The organism is Trinickia acidisoli, assembly GCF_017315725.1.
GTDB lineage: Bacteria > Pseudomonadota > Gammaproteobacteria > Burkholderiales > Burkholderiaceae > Trinickia > Trinickia acidisoli.
In genome coordinates this window covers 1,519,328-1,538,550 of sequence record NZ_JAFLRG010000001.1, presented here as the reverse complement: position 1 = coordinate 1,538,550, position 19,223 = coordinate 1,519,328, and the positions used below count along the sequence as shown (strand labels likewise).

Here is a 19,223-nt window from a genome sequence, read left to right as displayed (position 1 = left end):
TGCGCGCCTGTCGCGCGGTCCTCATTCGACCAGGATCGATCATGTCATACATCGCTATGCTCTCGGGAAGCCCGTCGATACAGTCGCGAACGAGCCATCTGCTCGCGACCGCCGAGCGGATGCTGCAATCGCAAGGATTACTCGCGCACCGAATCGACATTCGCGCACTGCCTGCCGGCGCGCTCGTTCATGCGGACAGCGCCGACCCCGCCATTGCACACGCGCGCGAGATCGTGCGGCAGGCATGTGCGGTCATCATCGCGACACCGATTTACAACGCGTCATATTCAGGCGTACTCAAGACGTTTCTCGATCTGCTGCCGCGCGACGCGTTCTCTTTCAAACCGGTCTTATCGCTTGCGGCGGGAGGCAGCCAGGGGCACATGCTCGCGCTCGACTATGCGCTCAAGCCCGTTCTATGCGCGCTGGGCGCGCGGCATCAACTAGCGAACGTATTCGCCGCGGACAGTGACATCCCCAAGGTAGACGGCCAATATCGACTTGAACCCGACGTCGCTAGCCGCTTGCGCAGCGCCGTGACAGCGCTCGTCGCCACGCTCGGCGCAAACGATACGCGCCCATTGTCGCCCGGGGATGCAATCGACTACGACACCACTGAGCCGGCAGCGGCTCTCATCCGATAACCCCCTAACGGAGGCAAGCGCTCGTCCCAGCGGCCGGCGCACGACATCATGAAAATACTCATTCTCGGCGCCGGCGCGATCGGCGGCTACTACGGCGCGCGGCTCATCCAAGCCGGCGCGGATGTCACCTTCCTCGTTCGGCAGAAGCGCGCCGAGACGTTGCGCGAGCACGGGCTCGTCGTGAAGAGCGCCATAGGGGACTTCGAGGGCGACGTGAAAACGGTCACGAACGATACGCTGCGTCCCGACTTCGATCTCGTGCTGCTCGCCTGCAAGGGCTACGACCTCGAGGCCGCACTCGACCACCTCGCGCCCGCGTTGCAGGGCAACACCTGCGTGCTGCCGTTTCTGAACGGCCTGCACGCCTACGACCGTCTCGACGCGCGCTATGGCCGCGCGCGCGTGCTCGGCGGCGTGGCCTATGTCGCGACGATGCTCGAGCGCAACGGCGAGATCGTGCATTACGGCACCAACGATCGTCTCATCGTGGGACAGCGTGCCGAAGAGCAGACGCGAACGGCCGGCGCGTTTTTCGAAGCGATCTCGCGCACGCCGGGTTCGCGCGAGCACTCGCCCAAGATCGATCAAGTCTTGTGGAACAAGTGGGTGATGATCGCCGCAGGCTCGATGATGACGTGTCTGATGCGTGGGACCGTCAAAGACATTCTTGCCACCGCCGACGGTGAGGCGCTCATGGAGCAGGCGATCGCCGAATGTATGGCGGTCGCGCGGCAATCGGGCTACCCGCTGCCCGATCCGGCCGTCGATGCGATGCGCCAGCGCCTACTCGACAAAAACGCGGCGTGGGCGGCTTCGATGATGCGCGACATCGGCCAAGGGCAAACACGCCTCGAGGCTTACGACATCGTAGGCGACATGCTTCGTCGCGGCGAGCAGCTAGGCTTCGACATGCCCGTCACACGCACCGCTTATGCACATCTTCAAGTGTACGAGCGCCAACAACAAACCTGACTTGCAAGAAAGGCCACGCGGCACGTGGCCTGCAAAAGATCGCGAATGCCTCTAACCTATCGCATCCCTCTGCCCACTCCCGTACGAACATGACTTCTGTCCTATTGCTCGAGAACATTCACGAAAGCGCGTCGGATGAGTTCAGTCGCGCCGGCATCGCCGTCGAGCGGGCTGCCGCGGCGCTTGCGGGCCCGCGTCTATCCGACGCCCTTGCAGGCCATGCGCTGATCGGCATCCGGTCCGCAACGCACTTGGGTGAAGGCGACATCGAGCAAGCACCGCATCTGCTCGCGATCGGCTGCTTTTGCATCGGCACCTCACAAGTCGATCTTGCGGCCGCCGCGGCTCGCGGTATCCCAGTCTTCAACGCACCGTTTTCGAATACGCGGTCGGTCGCCGAACTCGTCATCGCCGAAGCGGTGCTGCTGCTGCGGCGAATTCCGGAGAAGAACGCGCTCGCGCATTCAGGCGGATGGGCCAAAAGCGCGAGCGGCTCGTTCGAGACGCGTGGCAAAACGATCGCGATCGTCGGGTACGGCAACATCGGCGCGCAAGTCGGCGTGCTCGCTGAAGCCATGGGTATGCGCGTCGTTTTCTACGATGTCCAAGCCAAGCTTGCGTTGGGGTCGGCACGCGCGGCCCCTTCGCTGCCCGACGCCTTGTCGCAAGCCGACGTCGTCACGCTGCACGTGCCGGCCACGGCTTCCACCGAACGCATGATCGACGCGCGGGCACTCGCGCAATGCAAGCGCGGCGCCATTCTCATCAATGCATCGCGCGGCTCGGTCGTCGACATCGACGCGCTGCGCGATGCGCTTGAGCGCAAGCATCTTGCCGGCGCCGCCATCGACGTCTTTCCGAAAGAGCCGAAGCATACGTCCGAGGCGTTCGCAAGCGTGCTGCAGGGGCTGCCCAACGTCATCCTGACGCCGCACATCGGCGGCAGCACGGAAGAAGCGCAATTGAACATCGGCGTCGAGGTATCGTCCAAGCTCGTCGCATACGTCACGCGCGGCGATACCTCCGGCGCGGTCAACTTCCCGCAGGTGAGCCCGGGACAGCATTGCGCCGCGATGCGGCTCGTCAACGTGCATCACAACGTGCCCGGCGCCCTTGCGAACCTGAATGGGCTGCTTGCGCACGACGGCTTGAACATCGTCGCGCAACATCTTCAAACGAGAAATGAGGTCGGCTATGTCGTGACCGACATCGACAAGCGGCCCTCCGACGCGTTGATGCAAGCACTCGCGAACGATCGCGCCTTCGTCCGCACCCGCCTTCTTCCCGCGACCTGACGCTCGCCGTAGACCGAGCGTCCATATCTCACACGCCCCACGCGACACGCACGCGCGCTCGAATGTCGGCGAGTCGCGCCACCGGCTCGTTGGCAAAAACGAAACGCACGTAACGGCCGGCTTGCGGGCCCCACCCTTTCATCGGCGTCGCCGCCACGTCGGCCTTCGCAAGCAGCAAACGCGACGCCTCATCGGAAGCAAGCCGCAATCGCTCGGTGTCGATGAGCAACGACCATCCGCCGTCAGGGCGTATTACGGGCAAATCGCGTAACGCGGCAAGCAGCCAATCGCGCCGCGCCTGCCATTCAGCTACGGCCCGCGCCACGCCGTCATCGTTCGACGTGAGCGCGGCGGTCGCACCGGGCATGCCGATACCGACTTGGCATACGACGTTCGACAGGCTAGTCAATCGAACGTCGGCCATGATGGATGCGGGGCCGACGATCCAGCCCACCCGCCAGCCGATCATTCGAAACTCTTTAGATACGGACCCCACGGTAATCGTCCGCTCTCGCATCTCGGGCAACGATGCGGGCTGAATGGCGGGACGGCCATCGAAGACGATGCGCTCCATCGCTGCGTCATAGACGAGCCACGCGTCGGCTCGGCGACATTGCGCCGCAATCGCTTCCCACTCGCGGGCGGTCGCGACGAAGCCGCTCGGCATCGACGGCGACATCACGAGCAATGCGCGTGTACGCGGACCCACGGCCTGCGCGAGCGAGTCGAGATCGAGCCGCCAACCGTCAATGCCTGGCACGAGCCGCGCGAACTTCGGCGTGCCGCCCGCAAGTCTGACGCGATTGATGAGACCGGCATAAGTCGGGTCCGTCAGCACGACCTCGTCGCCCGGCTCGAGAATCGACAGCAAGACGTTGAGAACGCCGGCAAGGCCGCCTGCCGACACGATGCATTCCGTATGCGGATCGTATCGAACGCCGGCCGACTGCCGCATCCGCGCCGCGACCGCCTCGCGCAGCGCCGCCTGCCCCACGAACGGCAGGTAGCTGTTCGCATCGTCGTCGTCGATCGCCGCATGTGTACGGGCAATCGCTTCGGCCGGCGGCCGCAAGTCGGTGTCCAGATTCTCGAGCCGTAGAATGTTGCGGTTATGCTCGGCATCGGCCGCATCGCCCATCTTGTCGACGCCGATACCCGGGATGTCCTTCAAACGCGAGACCGTCATGGGCTCCTCCGCTTTCTCGAAGTTTTAATATATTAAAATGAAGAAGTCGCCGACTGCAAAGTTTTTTTCGGAGTCGCTTGCCGACCACCTGCGCGAGCGCATCTTGCGCGGCGAGCTACCGCCCGGCGCCCAGTTGAGACAGGACAAGATCGCGCAAGAATTCGGCACGAGTCACATTCCGGTCCGTGAAGCGTTCGCGCAACTCGAAGCGCGCGGATTCGTCACGATCATTCCCAACCGCGGTGCATTCGTCTCGACGATGACGCGCGACGAAGCCGAAGAGTTGCAGGCGATGCGCATCGCGCTCGAGCTGCTCGCGCTCGACTCGGCCATCGATGCGTTCGCGGCGCCGGACGCCGCCGCCGCGCGCGAGATTCTCGAGGTCGATCGCCGGGCGGGCGACGTCGATCAATGGTCGAAAGACAACTGGGCATTTCATCGGGCGATTTATGCCCCGTGCGGCAAGCGATATCTGATGAACGTGCTTGAATCGCTGTGGCAAAAAGCCGACCGCTACTTGAGGCTCGTGTGGCAACTCGCGGCATGGCAGCGCACCTCGTTCTCGGAACATCTACGCATCCTCGAGGCGGTGGAAGCGAAGGACAAGCGCCTTGCGAAACGGCTAACGAAAGAACACATCGCGGCAGCCGGGCAAGTCATGCTCGCTGCATTGAGCAGTCATCAGGCGGACATCGAGTAATGGCGCAATGACGCAAAGACAGGCAGGCGGAGCAATCGACGTGCTCGCCGCGACCGCATGCACGATCGAAACAGCCATATAGTAGGCAACTTTCGCCGCGCGCACGCGACCCATCGCCTGTTGTGTGAGTTATCCCCACTTTCTGTTGGCAATGCTGTGGACAAGCGGCAGATTAACGGCGTAAGTTCTTGATCGGATTGGGAAGCAGACGCAATGCCCGCATTTGAGTGCACCGGTCTTTCTACTCACGGCCCTATCGGTCGATCTGGAGTTCCAGCCATGCTCAAAAAGCTCGTTTTGCTGCTCGCCGCACTCGTTTTCACCATGTCCACCGCGTTTGCCGCCGCTGTCGACGTGAACACCGCCGACCAAACGACGCTCGAAACGATCAAGGGCATCGGCCCGGTCAAATCGAAGGCCATCATCGACGAACGAACAAAAAACGGTCCATTCAAAAACGCCGACGACTTGGCGCGACGCGTGAAAGGGCTCGGTGCGAAGTCGGTCACAACGCTCGAAACCCATGGCCTGACCATCGGCGGCTCCTCCGCGCCCCCAACGGCGGCCGGCGCCAAGCACGAGCAAGCCACGGCCGCGACTGCCCCGATAGCCGCGCAATCGTCGAAAAAAACGGTCAAGCCCGCGCCGAAGGCAACGATTGCGGCAGCGTCGTCCCCTCACGCGACAGCATCGGCATCGAGCGCGCAAGCGTCATCGAAACCGCAGAAGAAGAAAAAGAACGGAAAGGTAAGAGCGGCCTCGGCGGCATCCGGTACTTGACAGGGCGCAGCCTGGCCACTTCCGCGCCGCAAGGCGCATCCCCCTCGGCGTGCTGCGATGCTGGGCCACGCCGCTTCAGCAGGAGCGTCATCATGGGTCTACTCGATATGGTCGGTTCTCTCCTCGGCAACGCGAATGCCGACGGACAACAACAGAACGTGCTGGCAACCGTGACGGAGTTCGTCAACAGCCATCCGGGCGGGCTGCAAGGACTCGTACAAAAATTCCAAGAGCAAGGCGCCGGCGACGCGATCCAGTCGTGGATCGGCAACGGCGCGAACCAGGCCGTCTCACCCGATACGCTTCAGAACGTAGTCGGCTCCGGTGCATTGAGCGATTTGGCGGGCAAGCTAGGCGTTTCGCCCGATCAAGCTTCGAATCTGCTGGCACAAGTGCTGCCGCATGTGGTCGATCATGCGACGCCGAGCGGCGAAGTGCCGCCGTCCGGTCAAATCGACGCCGCAAGCGTGCTCGAATCGGTCACGCAAGCCGGTGGCCTCAGCTCGCTGGTCGGAGGATTGCTGGGGAAAAAAGAAGGTTGAGCGGACGGGAGGAATGGCGAGCAACGCGCTCGCCACCTTCTAGACGGCGAAAGCCGCCGGCAAAATCTCGCGGGCAGCTTCCGCCGTTTCGATCAACAAGAAAGGCTAACTAGGAAAACGCGTAGGATCGCACCGCTCAATTCGGGGAGGCATCGCTCTGCGCTTCGCCGCTCTGCTTCGCCTCACCGTTCGGCTCTTCGCTTTTCAGCTCTTCGCTCGTCGCGTCTTCGTGCTTGGCGTTCGCATGCTCGGCCGGCTCAGCGCCTTGTGGCACCGCATTCGCCTTGGCATGCGCTTTTCGCCGCCCGCCCGGGCCGCCCTTCGCCTGGTTGCGCGCAAACGCGGCATCGCGCGCCGTCACGGCCCCTGCCGGTGCACCCGACAAATCGACACGCGCGGCACCGTCCACGAGGCAAGCCCAATAGCGGCTACCGCGGCACCAGGTGCTAACGGCTTCGCGAATCTCCGCCTCGGTGAGCTGGAGATCGGATGCCTGCGCCGTCAGGTCGGCAAGAATCCCCACCTTCAACGGCACTTTCGGGGCCGGATTCTTCGGGAACGCAGCCGGGAAACGCTTTTGCAGCTTGCCGATCACGCGCACGACAGGATCGACCGGCGGGGTCTTTTCGGCCGGGCGCGCGCCAGCGGCAGGCCTGGCGGGCCTGGCGGGCCGCGCAGGACGCTCCGCCTTCGTGCCCGCGTTTGCCCCCGCGTTCGTACCCACTTTCGGGCCGGCCTTCGCTGCTTGCTTCGCGACCGGCGCGTCCTTGCCTGCGCCGTGCTCCTGCTGCTTCTTCAACTTCGCTTCTTTCGTTAGCTGCGCCTTGAGCGCGGCCAGTTGCTCGAAACCCATGCTCTGTCCTGTCACCGCAATCCTGAAACGGACGACAATAGTATCAGCGTCGCGGCCGGATTGCCGCGCGGGCCGATAATCGCTAGCAATCGAGACGCTCGCCAAATGCATATCGCATCGCTCGTTGCATATCTGTCAGGGGCAACGAAAGCGGCGCGAAGCCGGCTGGCCCGGACTGTCACTCACGCACTGCTTTGCCGAATCACGAGCTCGAATCCTAGATCGATACGGCTTTTCGTGGGTGTTATGCCGTTGACGATTTGCAACAGCATGCGCGCCGCTTGGAATCCGACTTCGTAGCGAGGCGTTGCCACCGTCGTGATGGACGGACACGAGACCGCCGCGAACGGCAGATCGTTGAACCCCACGATCGCCAACTCGCGGGGTACATCGATGCCGAGCCGCTGGCATTCGAACAACGCACCCAGTGCGAGATCGTCGTTGCAGCAAAATACGGCGTCGCAATCGGGCGCCGCATCGAATAAATCGCGCAGCAAACGGCATCCCAAACCGACGCTCGACGGATCTTTCGTCAATACTTCGAGGTCTGAATCGAGCCCGGCATCGCGCAACGCACGCCGGTACCCGGCGCGCCGCTGCATCGTGCGGGGGTCCAACTGCGCGGCGATGAATCCCGGCCGCCGGGCGCCTCTTCCGATCAGATGCGCGCCGATCGCAAAGCCCGCCCGACGCTGCGAAAATCCGACCGACCACTCGTCCTTCGATACGAGATCGAACATGTGAACGAGCGGCACGCTCGACGCCGCGAGTTGTTGACGAACGACGTTCGAATCGTCGATCCCCGCCACGAGAAAGCCGTCGGGCGCATGCGAAAGATAGGCCGACAACAACTCGACTTGCCGCGCCGGAGAATAGCCGGTATTGCCGATGAGCAACTGATAGCCGGCGGCCCCAACGCAGTCTTGCACGCCGGCGAGCGTCTCCACGAACACCGCATTCGATACCGACGGCACCAACACACCAATCAGCTTCGAGCGCGCCGAGGCAAGCGTGGCGGCGGCGCGGTTCGGAATATAGCCGAGCTGCGCGACCGCTGCCGCCACGCGTTCTCGGGCACTTAGCGAAACGAGCGACGGGTCGCGCAACGCGCGCGATACCGTCATCGTGCTGACCTGCGCGCGGCTCGCCACCTCTTCGATCGTGACGCGACCGCTCGGGCGCCGCCGAACACTTGCACGGCTCGCCGTATCGACGCCGGGTGGATGAAACGACGTGTTGCGATTGGGCTTGTTCATGGCGAGAGTATCGCCGGTTTGCCCGCGCGCCAAAAGACAACGCCCACGCCGCAGGGTTGTTCCTAGTGTGGAGGCTTGACTGTTAGCGCTAACATTCATCGTCTAAAAATCCGTCAACCACATCCGCCGCCAGCCGGCAATGGGAGAAAAATCGATGCGTTCGTTTCAGCATCCGCGTGCACGCGTGCGTCCGTCCTTCCTCGCCTTGACCGCTTGCGCCGCAGCCGCGTGCGCGTTCGCGACGGCTCAAGCGCAGGCCGCCTCCGTCGAAGTGCTCCATTACTGGACATCCGGTGGCGAAGCGAAATCGGCACAACTGCTCAAGAAGATGCTCGAGCAAAAAGGCGATACGTGGGTCGATTTCGCGGTGGCCGGCGGCGGCGGCGGCAATGCGATGACGGCGCTGAAAACGCGCGTGGTAGCGGGCGATCCGCCCGCAGCCGCGCAGATCAAAGGCCCAGCCATTCAGGAATGGGCCGATCAAGGCGTGCTGCTGCCGATCGACGACGTCGCCAAAGCGGGGCATTGGGATCGTCTGCTGCCCCCCGAAATCGCAAGCATCATGAAATACAAAGGCCAGTATGTGGGCGCGCCGGTCAACGTACACCGCGTGAACTGGCTTTGGATCAATGCCGATGCGCTCAAAAAAGTGGGCGCACAGCCACCCGCGACATGGGACGATTTTTTCAAGGTGGCCGATGCGCTGAAGAAGGCCGGCATCACGCCGGTCGCGATCGGCGGCCAGCCTTGGCAAGAAGCGGAGACGTTCGAGTCCGTCGCACTCGGCGTCGGCGGCGCCGATTTCTATAAGAAGGCGTTCGTGCAACTCGATCAGGCGACACTGAAAGGCCCGACGATGGTGAAGGCGCTCGAGACGTTCAAGCGAATCAAGGCTTATACGGACGAAGGGCAAGTCGGACGCGATTGGAACATGGCAACCGCCATGGTGATCAACGGCAAAGCCGGGATGCAGTTCATGGGCGATTGGGCCAAGGGCGAATTCACCGTCGCCGGCAAAGTGCCCGGCAAGGACTATCTGTGCGTGGCCGCGCCCGGATCGCAAAAGGACTTCACGTTCAATGTCGATAGCTTCATCTTCTTCAAGGTGAAGACGCCCGGCGTCGAGAAAGGGCAAAAGGACATGGCGAGCCTGCTCATGAGCCCCACCTTCCAAGAAGCCTTCAATCTCAACAAGGGTTCGATTCCCGTGCGGCAGGATGTGAGCCTAGCCAAGTTCGACGATTGCGCCAAGAAATCGTCGGCCGACTTCAAGGCCGCGGGCGCGAGCGGCGGCCTCGTACCGTCGTGGGCGCACGACATGCTCGTCAGCCCCGCCGTGGAAGGCGCGTTTTACGACGTGATCGGCAATTACTGGGTCAGCAAGGACGAAACCGCGCAGCAGGCCGCCGACAAACTCGCCGAGGCCGCGAAGACCAACTGACGATACGACGAGGGCCGCGCAATGATGCGCGGCCCTCGTTCAACTCGGTCTACATACTAAGCACACCTAACTTAAGCACCCCCGCCGTTCGCGGCCTCGCGCATCGCGCGGTACTCGCGACGGACGATGTCCATCAACTCGGGCACCGACGTCTTGGCACTTTGTTGCTCGTACGTCACGCGCCCGCGCTGCATCAGCATGATGCGATCCGCGATGTCGAGCGTCTGAGCATAGTTGTGCATGATCATCACGATCGACAGCCCGCCCTTCTCCTTGAGCCGCATGATCAGGTCGATGATGAGCCCTGCTTCGCGCGCGCCCATTGCCGCGAGCGGCTCGTCGAGCAGCAAGATCCGCGCATTGGAGTTGACTGCGCGCGCCACGGCGATCGCTTGGCGCTGGCCGCCCGACAATCGCTCGACAGGCAGCGTCACGGACGGGATGTGCACTCCGATGTCCTCGAGACACTGCGCCGCACGCTCTCGCATCGCACGGTGATTGAGGAAGCGAATCGGACCGGGATAGACGATCTCCCGATTCAAGAACATGTTGTGATAGATGCTCAGCGAATTGGCGAGTGCGAGATCTTGATAGACGCATTCGATGCCGAGCGAGCGAGCATGATCGACCGAGCGCAACAGCGTCTGCTCGCCGCGAATGGACAGCTCGCCGCTCGTCTGCTGATGAAAACCCGTCAAGATCTTGATCAGCGTCGACTTGCCCGCGCCGTTGTCGCCGAGAATGCCGAGGATCTCGCCCTCCGCGAGGTGCAGCGAAACCCCGTCGAGCGCCGTGACCGCGCCGAAGCGCTTGACGATGTTCTGCGCGCTCAGTGCAAGAGGCGCATCGTTCTCGGCCATCAGGACCTCCCGCGTCGGCTGAGCCGCGCGACGTGAATGTTGAAGATCATGGCGGCAAGAATCGCGGCCCCCAGGATGATGTTGAACGTGAAGGCATTGACCCCGATCAACGTGAAGCCGTCGTTCAGCATGCCGAGCACGGCCGCGCCGATGAGGCCGCCCACGATCGTGCCCGAGCCGCCCGTCAGCGGCGTGCCGCCGATGACCGCCGCCGCCACGGCCAGGAACATGATCTGGTTGCCGCCTGCCTGCGGATCGATCGACGTGATCCGCACGCCTTCGAGAATCCCGGTAAAGCCGGCCAGCCCGGCGGCCAGAATGAAATTGCCGAGCTTGAGCCGATTCACGTGAATGCCGGCCTCGGACGCGCCGAGCGGATTGGCCCCGCTCGCGACCGTATGCAGCCCCCAACGCGTGTGCCGCAGCATCACGTGCATCACGAGCGTGATCGCTACCGCCCAGAGAATCTCGCTGTAACCCCATCCGCCCATCACCGCCGTAAACACCGCGCCGCCGGGCGTCGACACGGGTATGCCGCGCGAGATCGTCAGCGTGATGCCGTTGATGAGGAATAGCGTACCGAGCGTCGTGACGAACGAAGGCAAGCGCAGAAACACCGTCACCGCGCCGTTCACGAAGCCGACCAGACCGGCGGCCGCGAGACCGGCCACCACGGCCAGCCACATCGGCGCGCCGGCGTCGTGCGCGAACGCCATGATGAACGGCGCGAACGCGAACACCATGCCCGCCGACAAATCGATCTCGCCGCCGATCATCAGCATGATTTCGCCGAAGCCGATGATCGCGGCGGGCGCGACGAATTGCGACAAATTCTGCAGGCTCGCGCTCGTCAACAGAAAATCGTGGTTGGCAGTCTCGAAGTACGCGCCGACCGCCACGGCCACGAGCAAAATGCGCAACTCGGCCGACCACGCAAAACCGCCGAGCCTCGCGCGTGTGCGCGACGGCCCGGAACTTCTATGCACTTCGTTCACGCTTTCACTCATGACTTGATCGGGCCCGAACGCGGCACGATCTGCGCCTTCGTGCTCTTGCCTTCATAACGGGTGGACGTGTTCAGGTACGGATCGACAGTCGATTTCGTCACGAACTTCAGCCCGGTGTTGATGTCCGCCGGACCGACGAGTCCGCCCGAGGACAGATAGGTAAATGCTTCGAGCACCGTATAGAAGCCCTGCACGTACGGCTGCTGATCGATCGTGAAGTCGAGGAAGCCGTCGTGGATCAACTGGATCGTCGTCGGCAACAGATCGAAGCCGCCGCCGTGCACGCCCTTTGCCGGCAGCTTCGATTCCTTCATCACTTGCGCGACGCCCTGCGTGCTGCCCGCATCGACCGCGAACATGCCCTTCAGATCTTGGTGCCCAAGATAGAACGACTTGATCTTCGATAGTTCCTCGTTGACCGTCGCACCCGTCGCGATCATCTGCGCATCGATCTTCTTGCCCGATTTCTTGATCGCGTCCATCGCGCCGTCCAAGCGCGGCTGGATGTTGAGCTGGCCCGGCGTCGCGATGAACAGCGCCACGAGCCCGCTGTCGATCAGGCTCGCGATGCGCTCGCCCATCTGATAGCCCGACTGATACAAGTCCTGGCCGATATAGGCGAGCCGCGGATTGGTGCTGCCGCGCGGCGCATCGGCGTTGTAGGAGAACACGGGGATGCCCGCGTCGAGCGCGTTTTGGATCGGCTTGTCGAATGCTTTCGGATCGACGATCGGCACCGCGATCGCGTCGGCCTTTGCCGCGATGGCCGCGTTCATCGCGTTGACCATTTCGCCGACGTCCGCATTGGCCGAGCCTGTCCATTGGTAATCCATGTTCAGCATGGCGCAAGCATCTTGAATGCCGTATTGCGTGGGGACGAAGAACGGGTTGGTCGTGACGTGGTTGACGAAAACGATCTTCCAACGCTTATGCGACGGGAACGGCATCTCGGCCGCTTGCGCGGGCGAGATCATGCCTCCCATCATCGCCAGCGCGGCGCCTAACCCCGCGCCCTGCAGCAACCCTCGCCGCATACGGTTCGCGGTGCCCTCGCCGGCCGACCCTTGCATCTCATCCTGTACATCGTCTCGCTCGCTCGTCATCACATCCTCCGTTCTTTTCGTTGGTTGAATGCTTCCTGCGAAACGGCGCAAGCCACCGTGGCTCGCGCCCGCCATCGCCCCGGCCGCCCCACGCGCACAGAAAACGACGAGCCCGCGGTGGCCAATGCATGAACGCAGCCATGCTAGCTCACCGGCAAGACGACCTTAATACATAGATACCCTTAACTAGTCGGACTATTTCACGATATCGACCCTGCCTCGGATGGACCGGCGAGCGTCATTCACGCGCCGGCAAAACGACGGATCATCGAATACAGCAAGACGAACGTAAGGATCGCCGCAACATATGGGCAGTCTCATTTCATCTGTCGAATCACATCTCGACAAAGTAAGACTATATGAAGCCACGGCTTTCATCGCTTCACGTTCCCCTGCGCGAACGTCGCCGGCTCGTCAGTATGTCTCGAGATGTAGACGCCCTTCGCGCTTGAGCCGTTCCCATAGCGTAGTCCAACTCAAGCCGCAGCCATCGGCAATTTCTTGCAGCACCTGCAGCACCCCCTCCTCCATGCCGCGCAACCCGCATACGTAGACGCAGGTGTTCTCGTCTCTGAGCAGTTGCGCCACATCGGCCGAACGCTCGCGCATGGCGTCTTGCACATATCGCTTCGGCTGCCCCGGCGTGCGCGAAAACGCCAGATTCGTATCGATGAAATCCCTCGGCAATTTGGTTAGCGGTCCGAAATAAGGCAGTTCTTCTTTGGTGCGTGCGCCGAAGAACAGCATGAGCTTGCCCGTCGCGCCTTTCAGCCGACGGCGCCGGCGATATTCCGTCATGGCGCGCATCGGGGCGGACCCCGTCCCCGTGCAGATCATCAGCAAATGCGAGTTCGGGTGATTGGGCATCAGGAACGTGCTGCCGAACGGCCCGATCACGGTAACCGTGTCGCCCTTCTTCAAATCGCACAAGTAATTCGAACAAACGCCCAGCGCCGCATTGCCTTCGTGATCGTGCGTCACGCGCTTGACCGTCAGCGATAGGTTGTTGTAACCCGGCCGCTCGCCGTCGCGCGGGCTCGCGATCGAATACTGACGCGCGTGATGCGGCTTGCCGTCCGTCGCTGCACCCGGCGGCAGGATGCCGATCGATTGCCCCTCGAGCACCGGAAACGGCATCGAGCCGAAATCGAGGACGAGATGGTGGATGTCCGCCGCCGGCGTCGACCTTTCGATCGATTCGTCGGTCAGCCGGTAGTTGCCGACGACCGTCGCCGTCACGGGCACCTTGTGCGTATAGAGGTTGACATAAGGCTTCGCCGCTGACCATGGCGGCACGATCGCGCTGCGCGAGAGCGGCTGCCGATCGGCTGCCCCCTCGCCGTTGAATGGCGCCGCGCCGAGCCCATCTTCTCGCTGCGCCGATATCGGATCGAGTTCGGCGACCGGCTTTTCGGCAGGTAGTTCATCCCACGCGAATTGCTCGTCGATACCGTATGCCTGCGCCTTCAGCACGGTACGCCAGTTGTCGATCGCCCCCGTCGGGCACGGCGAGATGCATGCCATGCAGCCGTTGCAGACGTCCGCCTTCACGACGTAGTTGTTTTCGTCGTGCACGATCGCATCGATCGGGCACGTCTCTTCGCAGGTATTGCAGCGAATGCAGATCTCGGGGTCGATCAAGTGCTGCTTGATCACTTCGATGGGAGGGACAGGCATGTTCATGATTCAGTTGAATCGGACGTACTCGTAATCGATCGGCTGACGGTTGATCCCCATCGCGGGCGGCGCAATCCAATTGGCGAATTTGCCGGGCTCCGCCACGCGCCCCATCAGCGACGCGACGAATGCGCGATCCTCGGGGCTCGGCAGCCATTTATCGCTATGGGCCGCCCACTGCGCGGCCGAGAGAACATAGCCGTCGGGCGAGACGAATACGTCGGCGAAGGTGCCGATCTGACGATTGAACGCCTTGTGCGGCACGGTCAATCGAAAATCGATACCGGCTTTTTCGAGCACCTTGTTCCAGCGATTGACGCCGGCGATCGAATCCTTGATGTAATCGTCGCGCAGCACTTCATTCATCGCATTCAGGATCGGCACGTCGCGCTCGATGAGTTTGCCTTCTTCGACCGCGAGCAGCTTGTACGTTTGCCCCTCCAGCCGATGATCGTCATCGCGCTTCGATTCTTCGTAACGGCCCTTGAGCCCCGAGTTGTAGAACGTCGCCGCATTCGACGAGTGATCGGCGCCGAACAAATCGATCGTCACCGAGTAATGAAAATTCAGATAACGCTGGATCGTCGGCAGATCGATCACGCCGGCCGCGCGCAACTTGCCGACGTCGTCGGTCTTCAACTCGTTCATCGCTTGCGCCGTACGCTGCACGACACGCGATACGCCCGATTCGCCGACGAACATGTGATGCGCCTCTTCCGTCAGCATGAATTTCGTCGTGCGCGCAAGCGGATCGAAGCCCGATTCCGCGAGCGCCGAAAGCTGGAACTTACCGTCGCGGTCCGTAAAGTACGTGAACATGAAGAACGCGAGCCAATCGGGCGTTCGTTCGTTGAATGCGCCCAAGATGCGCGGGTTGTCTTCGTCGCCCGAGCGGCGTTCGAGCAGCGCCTCCGCTTCCTCGCGGCCATCGCGACCGAAATAGCGGTGCAGCAGATAGACCATCGCCCATAGGTGCCGGCCTTCCTCGACGTTGACTTGAAACAAGTTGCGCAAGTCGTAGAGCGAGGGCGCAGTGAGCCCCAAATGGCGCTGCTGTTCGACCGACGCAGGCTCGGTGTCGCCCTGCGTCACGATGATCCGACGCAGATTGGCGCGATGCTCGCCGGGCACTTCTTGCCACGCGGCCTCCCCCTTGTGCTCGCCGAAATGGATCTTGCGCTCGGCGTCACCGGGAGAAAGAAAGATGCCCCAACGATAATCAGGCATCTTCACGTAATCGAAATGCGCCCAGCCGCTCGGTTCGACGCTCACCGCAGTACGCAGATAGACATCGAATCCGTGCGAGCCGTCGGGGCCCATATCGCCCCACCACGACAGAAAATTCGGCTGCCATTGCTCGAGCGCGCGTTGCAACGTGCGGTCGTCGGCGAGGTTGACGTTGTTGGGGATTTTTTCGCTGTAATTGATCGTGGACATGATGGCGGTTTCCAAGTGCTAAGTCGTGACGCTCAGACGCGAGCCACGTCGAATTGCGCTTTGCTGCCTTTCCCATAGACCTTGAGCGCGCCTTTCTCGCCGACGGCGTTCGGTCGATTGAAAATCCAGTTCTGCCAGGCGGACAAACGTCCGAAGATGCGCGTTTCCATCGTTTCGGGTCCGTTGAAGCGCAGGTTCGCTTCGAGCCCCGTCAACGCGTCGGGCGACATCGCCGCGCGCTCTTCGAGCGCGATCCGGATCTCGTCGGGCCAGTCGATGTCGTCGGGCGATGCGGTAACGAGCCCGAGCCGCTCGGCTTCGATCGCCCGCACGGGCGAGCCGATCTTCGCCCGCACCGCGTCGATTGCTTCGGACTCCTCATAAAATCGCCGTGCGAGACGAGACTGATGCGTGACCATCGGATAGAGCCCGAAGTTGACTTCGGAAAGCGTGATGGCCGGCTCTTCTTCTTCGTTGGACGGCAGCGCCGCCATGTACGTGCGGTCCGCCGCGAAAGCGAACTCGGCGAAGGTGCCCGCGAAGCACGAGCCCGGCTCGATCAGCGCGAACAGCGAGCGCGAGGACACGTCGATGCGCGCGAGGGTACGGCGCAGCATGCCGATCGTCTCGCGCACGAACCAGTGGTCGCGATGCCGCAGCAACGTGGCATCCGCAGCCAGTACGCCGGATGCCTCGCCCGATGTCTTGAAGATCCACGTTCCGATGTCGAGCTCGTTCGTTCGCATCGACAGAATCGCGTCATCGAGTTCGCGCGCAAAGCGCAGCGGCCACCAGCCCACACCCGCTTCCACGATGGCTTCGATCGTCGCCGGCTGCGGGCCGGCCGGTGCCTTCGCCGTGAACGTCGCGGTGCGCTTCGCCCGATCGATCGCAACGTCTATCGTTGCGTATTCGATCCCGTCTGCGCGATCGCTGCGCTCGATGCGCGTCAATGCGATGCCCTTCGCGTCGGACGGCCGGTCGCTTTGCGCCGCCAGTTCCAATGCGCGCGCCTGCACGGCTTGCTCGAACTGATGCGGCTTGACGACTTCATCGACGAGCCGCCAGGTTTTCGCGCGTTCACCGCGAACGCCCTCTACCACCGTGCAAAAAATGTCGGCGCGATCGTGACGCACTTTGCGTTTGTCGGTCAGGCGCGTGAGCCCACCGGTACCGGGGAGCACACCGAGCAACGGCACCTCGGGCAGCGCGACCGACGACGAGCGATCGTCGACGAGCATGATTTCGTCGCAGGCGAGCGCCAGTTCGTAACCGCCGCCGGCGCAAGCGCCGTTTACGGCCGCGATGAATTTGAGCCCCGAATGACGCGACGTATCTTCGATGCCGTTACGCGTCTCGTTGGTGAACTTGCAGAAATTGACTTTCCAGGCATGCGACGACAGCCCCAGCATGAAGATGTTCGCCCCGGAGCAGAACACGCGATCCTTCAGGCTCGTGAGGACGACCGTCTTCACTTCGGGGTGCTCGAAGCGGATGCGCTGCAATGCATCGTGCAACTCGATGTCGACGCCCAGATCGTATGAATTGAGCTTGAGCTTGTAGCCCTCGCGTATGCCGCCCTCTTCGGCAATGTCGATGCCGAGCGTCGCGACCGAGCCGTCGAACGTCAGCTTCCAGTGCTTGTACTGCGAAGGATCGGTGCGGTAATCGACGCGTGGCGTCGTGGGGGTTGCCGGGGTTGCCGGGGTTGCCGTGTCCGGGGCGAGCATGACTGTCTCCTAATGAGCCGTATCGTTGAAATGAACGATAGTGCATCATTTGGAGCATGTAAAGCACTTTAATGCATGTTTCAATTCAAATCAGGGTAAACACGAGCGGGGGTGACACGACCCCCGCCGCATTCGTCACTCCGTTTCCGCTCCCAAACGCGCCGCGATACGGTCGCGCAGTTGCAGGTAAGCATCGGCCAAGGTCTTGTCGCTCGTGTCGAACGTCATGTCCGCACGGCCATACAACTCGCCGCGCCCGGCGAGAATGCGCTTGAGATCGTCCATTGCCTCGCGGTTGCCGGACATCGGCCGCAGATCGCCTTGCGCGACGACGCGGCGCATATGCTCCTCGGGCGTGGCTTGCAGCCAAACCGTGAAGCAATGGCCGAGCAGCATGCTGAACGTCGAAGGCTCCGACACGAGCCCGCCCGGCGACGCGATCACGGCGCGAGGATGCTCGGCGATCACCGCTTCGAGCGCCCGGTGTTCGTAGCGTCGGTATGCGCTCGCGCCGTAAAGCGAATGAATCTCCGACGGCGGGCAGCCGGCCAACTGCTCGATCACGCGGTTCAGCTCGATGAACGGCGCCTTCAGTTCCTGCGCGAGCATTCGCCCGAGCGTCGATTTGCCGGCGCCGCGCAACCCGATCAGCGCAATCCGCTCGCGGCGGTGGGGATCGGCCGGCGCTTGCTCGAACAACTGGGCCAACGCCGCGCGCGCGCGCTGTAGCGCGGACGGATCGCGCCCTTGCAGCAGCTCGCGTATCAGCATCCATTCCGCCGAGGACGTCGTGACGTCGCCGATGATTTCGGCGAGCGGGCAGTTCAGTGTCGCCGCGATTTGACGAAGTACCTGCACGGAGGGATTGCCCGTCCCCGCTTCGAGATTGGCGAGATGCCGCTCCGACAAGCCTGTTTCCGTGGCCAACGCTTTACGCGTCAAGCCGCGACGCGCGCGCAACAGCCGCACGCGCTCGCCCATCGCCGCAATGAACGGATCGCGCTCCGAGCGTTCAGCTTCGGCGCTCTCGCCTTCCGTCTCACTCGCTTCCCGCTCCGCGCCTTTGCCACCGGCCATCAGAGTGTAATTTTGCTTCATGTTTTTACTATTCATCCTTGCAATATACGCACTATAGTTCTTGACATAGGGATTCGATACCGCTAATTTTCGCGAAAACATCGTAGTGCGGCAAACGGTAGCGCATACGCGCACTCATCCGACGAATGACCTGCATTGATATGCACTAGAACATGGAGACATCGATGTCCCCCGACGAATTAGAAAGCCTCGTGGCCGAGGTGACCGAACGCATAGCCGGACGTGCCCTCGACGACACGCTCGATCGCTGGCTCAACGCGCAATGGCCCTCCGGCAGCTCAACCTATGAAGCGCTCGCGCAAGCATGCCGCGCGGGTGTCGACGAAGGTTGGCTGTGCAATCGCGAAGCGGGCGGCATTCGATATGGCCGCATCTTCAAGCCGACGCCACGCACGCACGATTTCTCCGTCGAAGTCGTCCAGATGGAAGACCTCGCCGGGCCGCACCACGTCCATCCGAACGGCGAAATCGATCTGATCATGCCGCTTTCCGAGCGGGCGACGTTCGACGGCCGCGCCGCCGGCTGGTGCGTCTACGGTCCGGGCAGCGCGCATCGTCCAACGGTTGCGAACGGGCAAGCGCTGATTCTCTACTTGCTGCCGCAAGGCGCGATCGACTTTACCCCCGTTACCGCGCAATGAC

The 19,223-nt window shown here is 62.5% G+C and carries 18 protein-coding genes; 8 read left to right on the top strand and 10 right to left on the bottom strand.

Annotation, left to right across the window (positions count from 1 at the left end; genetic code table 11):
• The first annotated feature begins 41 nt into the window (after nucleotides 1–41).
• The 3 genes from ssuE to serA all read left to right on the top strand — a co-directional run bounded on the left by ssuE (nucleotide 42) and on the right by serA (nucleotide 2,911).
• Complete coding sequence (gene ssuE / locus J3485_RS07180; protein ID WP_206951824.1) at nucleotides 42–644, top strand: NADPH-dependent FMN reductase; 603 nt, start codon at nucleotides 42–44, stop codon at nucleotides 642–644.
• Nucleotides 645–692: 48 nt separating this feature from the next.
• The gene (locus tag J3485_RS07175) at nucleotides 693–1,616 is read left to right on the top strand and encodes a ketopantoate reductase family protein (RefSeq protein ID WP_206951823.1); all 924 of its coding nucleotides are present in this window, start codon (nucleotides 693–695) and stop codon (nucleotides 1,614–1,616) included.
• An 89-nt stretch (nucleotides 1,617–1,705) separates the two neighbouring features.
• Nucleotides 1,706–2,911 (top strand): phosphoglycerate dehydrogenase, encoded by a 1,206-nt coding sequence (gene serA / locus J3485_RS07170; protein ID WP_206951822.1) that lies wholly within the window; start codon nucleotides 1,706–1,708, stop codon nucleotides 2,909–2,911.
• A 28-nt stretch (nucleotides 2,912–2,939) separates the two neighbouring features.
• Here serA and J3485_RS07165 read toward each other — a convergent pair whose 3' ends face one another.
• Nucleotides 2,940–4,097, bottom strand: coding sequence for a pyridoxal phosphate-dependent aminotransferase (locus J3485_RS07165; RefSeq protein ID WP_206951821.1), 1,158 nt, complete (start codon nucleotides 4,095–4,097; stop codon nucleotides 2,940–2,942).
• Nucleotides 4,098–4,134: 37 nt separating this feature from the next.
• On the opposite strand from J3485_RS07165, the gene J3485_RS07160 reads away from it, so the two are divergent.
• The 3 genes from J3485_RS07160 (at nucleotide 4,135) to J3485_RS07150 (ending at nucleotide 6,119) form a co-directional block, all read left to right on the top strand.
• Nucleotides 4,135–4,797, top strand: a complete 663-nt coding sequence (locus tag J3485_RS07160; protein WP_206951820.1) for a GntR family transcriptional regulator — start codon at nucleotides 4,135–4,137, stop codon at nucleotides 4,795–4,797.
• Nucleotides 4,798–5,076: 279 nt separating this feature from the next.
• The gene (locus J3485_RS07155) at nucleotides 5,077–5,577 is read left to right on the top strand and encodes a ComEA family DNA-binding protein (RefSeq protein ID WP_206951819.1); all 501 of its coding nucleotides are present in this window, start codon (nucleotides 5,077–5,079) and stop codon (nucleotides 5,575–5,577) included.
• Between the two features lie 92 nt (nucleotides 5,578–5,669).
• A complete protein-coding gene (locus J3485_RS07150) occupies nucleotides 5,670–6,119 on the top strand; it encodes a YidB family protein (protein ID WP_206951818.1) in 450 nt (149 codons plus the stop codon).
• A gap of 136 nt (nucleotides 6,120–6,255) precedes the next feature.
• On the opposite strand, the gene J3485_RS07145 is transcribed toward J3485_RS07150, so the two are convergent.
• Together J3485_RS07145 and gntR are read right to left on the bottom strand one after the other, a co-directional pair.
• The gene (locus tag J3485_RS07145; RefSeq protein WP_206951817.1) at nucleotides 6,256–6,972 is read right to left on the bottom strand and encodes a ProQ/FinO family protein; all 717 of its coding nucleotides are present in this window, start codon (nucleotides 6,970–6,972) and stop codon (nucleotides 6,256–6,258) included.
• A gap of 182 nt (nucleotides 6,973–7,154) precedes the next feature.
• The gene (gene gntR, locus J3485_RS07140; protein ID WP_206951816.1) at nucleotides 7,155–8,228 is read right to left on the bottom strand and encodes an HTH-type transcriptional regulator GntR; all 1,074 of its coding nucleotides are present in this window, start codon (nucleotides 8,226–8,228) and stop codon (nucleotides 7,155–7,157) included.
• Nucleotides 8,229–8,382: 154 nt separating this feature from the next.
• On the opposite strand from gntR, the gene J3485_RS07135 reads away from it, so the two are divergent.
• Nucleotides 8,383–9,669 (top strand): ABC transporter substrate-binding protein, encoded by a 1,287-nt coding sequence (locus tag J3485_RS07135; RefSeq protein WP_206951815.1) that lies wholly within the window; start codon nucleotides 8,383–8,385, stop codon nucleotides 9,667–9,669.
• Between the two features lie 71 nt (nucleotides 9,670–9,740).
• Here the strand turns inward: J3485_RS07135 and J3485_RS07130 are convergent, their stop codons facing one another.
• The 7 genes from J3485_RS07130 to J3485_RS07100 form a co-directional block, all read right to left on the bottom strand.
• The gene (locus J3485_RS07130) at nucleotides 9,741–10,529 is read right to left on the bottom strand and encodes an ATP-binding cassette domain-containing protein (RefSeq protein ID WP_206951814.1); all 789 of its coding nucleotides are present in this window, start codon (nucleotides 10,527–10,529) and stop codon (nucleotides 9,741–9,743) included.
• Nucleotides 10,529–11,536 (bottom strand): ABC transporter permease, encoded by a 1,008-nt coding sequence (locus tag J3485_RS07125; RefSeq protein WP_206951813.1) that lies wholly within the window; start codon nucleotides 11,534–11,536, stop codon nucleotides 10,529–10,531. Before J3485_RS07125 ends, J3485_RS07130 begins: the two co-directional genes overlap by 1 nt.
• Nucleotides 11,533–12,639: a sugar ABC transporter substrate-binding protein gene (locus J3485_RS07120; RefSeq protein WP_206951812.1), complete on the bottom strand. Its 1,107-nt coding sequence runs from the start codon at nucleotides 12,637–12,639 to the stop codon at nucleotides 11,533–11,535. Before J3485_RS07120 ends, J3485_RS07125 begins: the two co-directional genes overlap by 4 nt.
• Nucleotides 12,640–13,053: 414 nt before the next feature.
• On the bottom strand, nucleotides 13,054–14,322 hold the full coding sequence (gene boxA, locus J3485_RS07115) for a benzoyl-CoA 2,3-epoxidase subunit BoxA (RefSeq protein WP_206951811.1): 1,269 nt from the start codon (nucleotides 14,320–14,322) through the stop codon (nucleotides 13,054–13,056).
• Nucleotides 14,323–14,325: 3 nt separating this feature from the next.
• Complete coding sequence (gene boxB / locus J3485_RS07110) at nucleotides 14,326–15,753, bottom strand: benzoyl-CoA 2,3-epoxidase subunit BoxB (protein WP_206951810.1); 1,428 nt, start codon at nucleotides 15,751–15,753, stop codon at nucleotides 14,326–14,328.
• 32 nt (nucleotides 15,754–15,785) lie between these two features.
• Nucleotides 15,786–17,483, bottom strand: a complete 1,698-nt coding sequence (boxC, locus tag J3485_RS07105) for a 2,3-epoxybenzoyl-CoA dihydrolase (protein WP_206951809.1) — start codon at nucleotides 17,481–17,483, stop codon at nucleotides 15,786–15,788.
• A gap of 135 nt (nucleotides 17,484–17,618) precedes the next feature.
• A complete protein-coding gene (locus J3485_RS07100) occupies nucleotides 17,619–18,581 on the bottom strand; it encodes a helix-turn-helix transcriptional regulator (RefSeq protein ID WP_206951808.1) in 963 nt (320 codons plus the stop codon).
• A gap of 164 nt (nucleotides 18,582–18,745) precedes the next feature.
• Between J3485_RS07100 and J3485_RS07095 the strand changes: the two genes are divergently transcribed.
• A complete protein-coding gene (locus J3485_RS07095; RefSeq protein WP_206951807.1) occupies nucleotides 18,746–19,222 on the top strand; it encodes a DUF4863 family protein in 477 nt (158 codons plus the stop codon).
• Nucleotide 19,223 lies beyond the last annotated feature (1 nt).

Bases quoted from the DNA above. Each gene is read 5' to 3' on its own strand.
- J3485_RS07165 (WP_206951821.1), bottom strand. From the start codon at position 4,097: ATGACGGTCTCGCGTTTGAAGGACATCCCGGGTATCGGCGTCGACAAG.
- J3485_RS07100 (WP_206951808.1), bottom strand. From the start codon at position 18,581: ATGAAGCAAAATTACACTCTGATGGCCGGTGGCAAAGGCGCGGAGCGG.
- J3485_RS07095 (WP_206951807.1), top strand. From the start codon at position 18,746: ATGTCCCCCGACGAATTAGAAAGCCTCGTGGCCGAGGTGACCGAACGC.
- boxB (WP_206951810.1), bottom strand. From the start codon at position 15,753: ATGTCCACGATCAATTACAGCGAAAAAATCCCCAACAACGTCAACCTC.
- J3485_RS07120 (WP_206951812.1), bottom strand. From the start codon at position 12,639: ATGACGAGCGAGCGAGACGATGTACAGGATGAGATGCAAGGGTCGGCC.
- serA (WP_206951822.1), top strand. From the start codon at position 1,706: ATGACTTCTGTCCTATTGCTCGAGAACATTCACGAAAGCGCGTCGGAT.
- ssuE (WP_206951824.1), top strand. From the start codon at position 42: ATGTCATACATCGCTATGCTCTCGGGAAGCCCGTCGATACAGTCGCGA.
- boxA (WP_206951811.1), bottom strand. From the start codon at position 14,322: ATGAACATGCCTGTCCCTCCCATCGAAGTGATCAAGCAGCACTTGATC.
- boxC (WP_206951809.1), bottom strand. From the start codon at position 17,483: ATGCTCGCCCCGGACACGGCAACCCCGGCAACCCCGGCAACCCCCACG.
- J3485_RS07145 (WP_206951817.1), bottom strand. From the start codon at position 6,972: ATGGGTTTCGAGCAACTGGCCGCGCTCAAGGCGCAGCTAACGAAAGAA.
- J3485_RS07125 (WP_206951813.1), bottom strand. From the start codon at position 11,536: ATGAGTGAAAGCGTGAACGAAGTGCATAGAAGTTCCGGGCCGTCGCGC.
- J3485_RS07135 (WP_206951815.1), top strand. From the start codon at position 8,383: ATGCGTTCGTTTCAGCATCCGCGTGCACGCGTGCGTCCGTCCTTCCTC.
- gntR (WP_206951816.1), bottom strand. From the start codon at position 8,228: ATGAACAAGCCCAATCGCAACACGTCGTTTCATCCACCCGGCGTCGAT.
- J3485_RS07160 (WP_206951820.1), top strand. From the start codon at position 4,135: ATGAAGAAGTCGCCGACTGCAAAGTTTTTTTCGGAGTCGCTTGCCGAC.
- J3485_RS07155 (WP_206951819.1), top strand. From the start codon at position 5,077: ATGCTCAAAAAGCTCGTTTTGCTGCTCGCCGCACTCGTTTTCACCATG.
- J3485_RS07150 (WP_206951818.1), top strand. From the start codon at position 5,670: ATGGGTCTACTCGATATGGTCGGTTCTCTCCTCGGCAACGCGAATGCC.
- J3485_RS07130 (WP_206951814.1), bottom strand. From the start codon at position 10,529: ATGGCCGAGAACGATGCGCCTCTTGCACTGAGCGCGCAGAACATCGTC.
- J3485_RS07175 (WP_206951823.1), top strand. From the start codon at position 693: ATGAAAATACTCATTCTCGGCGCCGGCGCGATCGGCGGCTACTACGGC.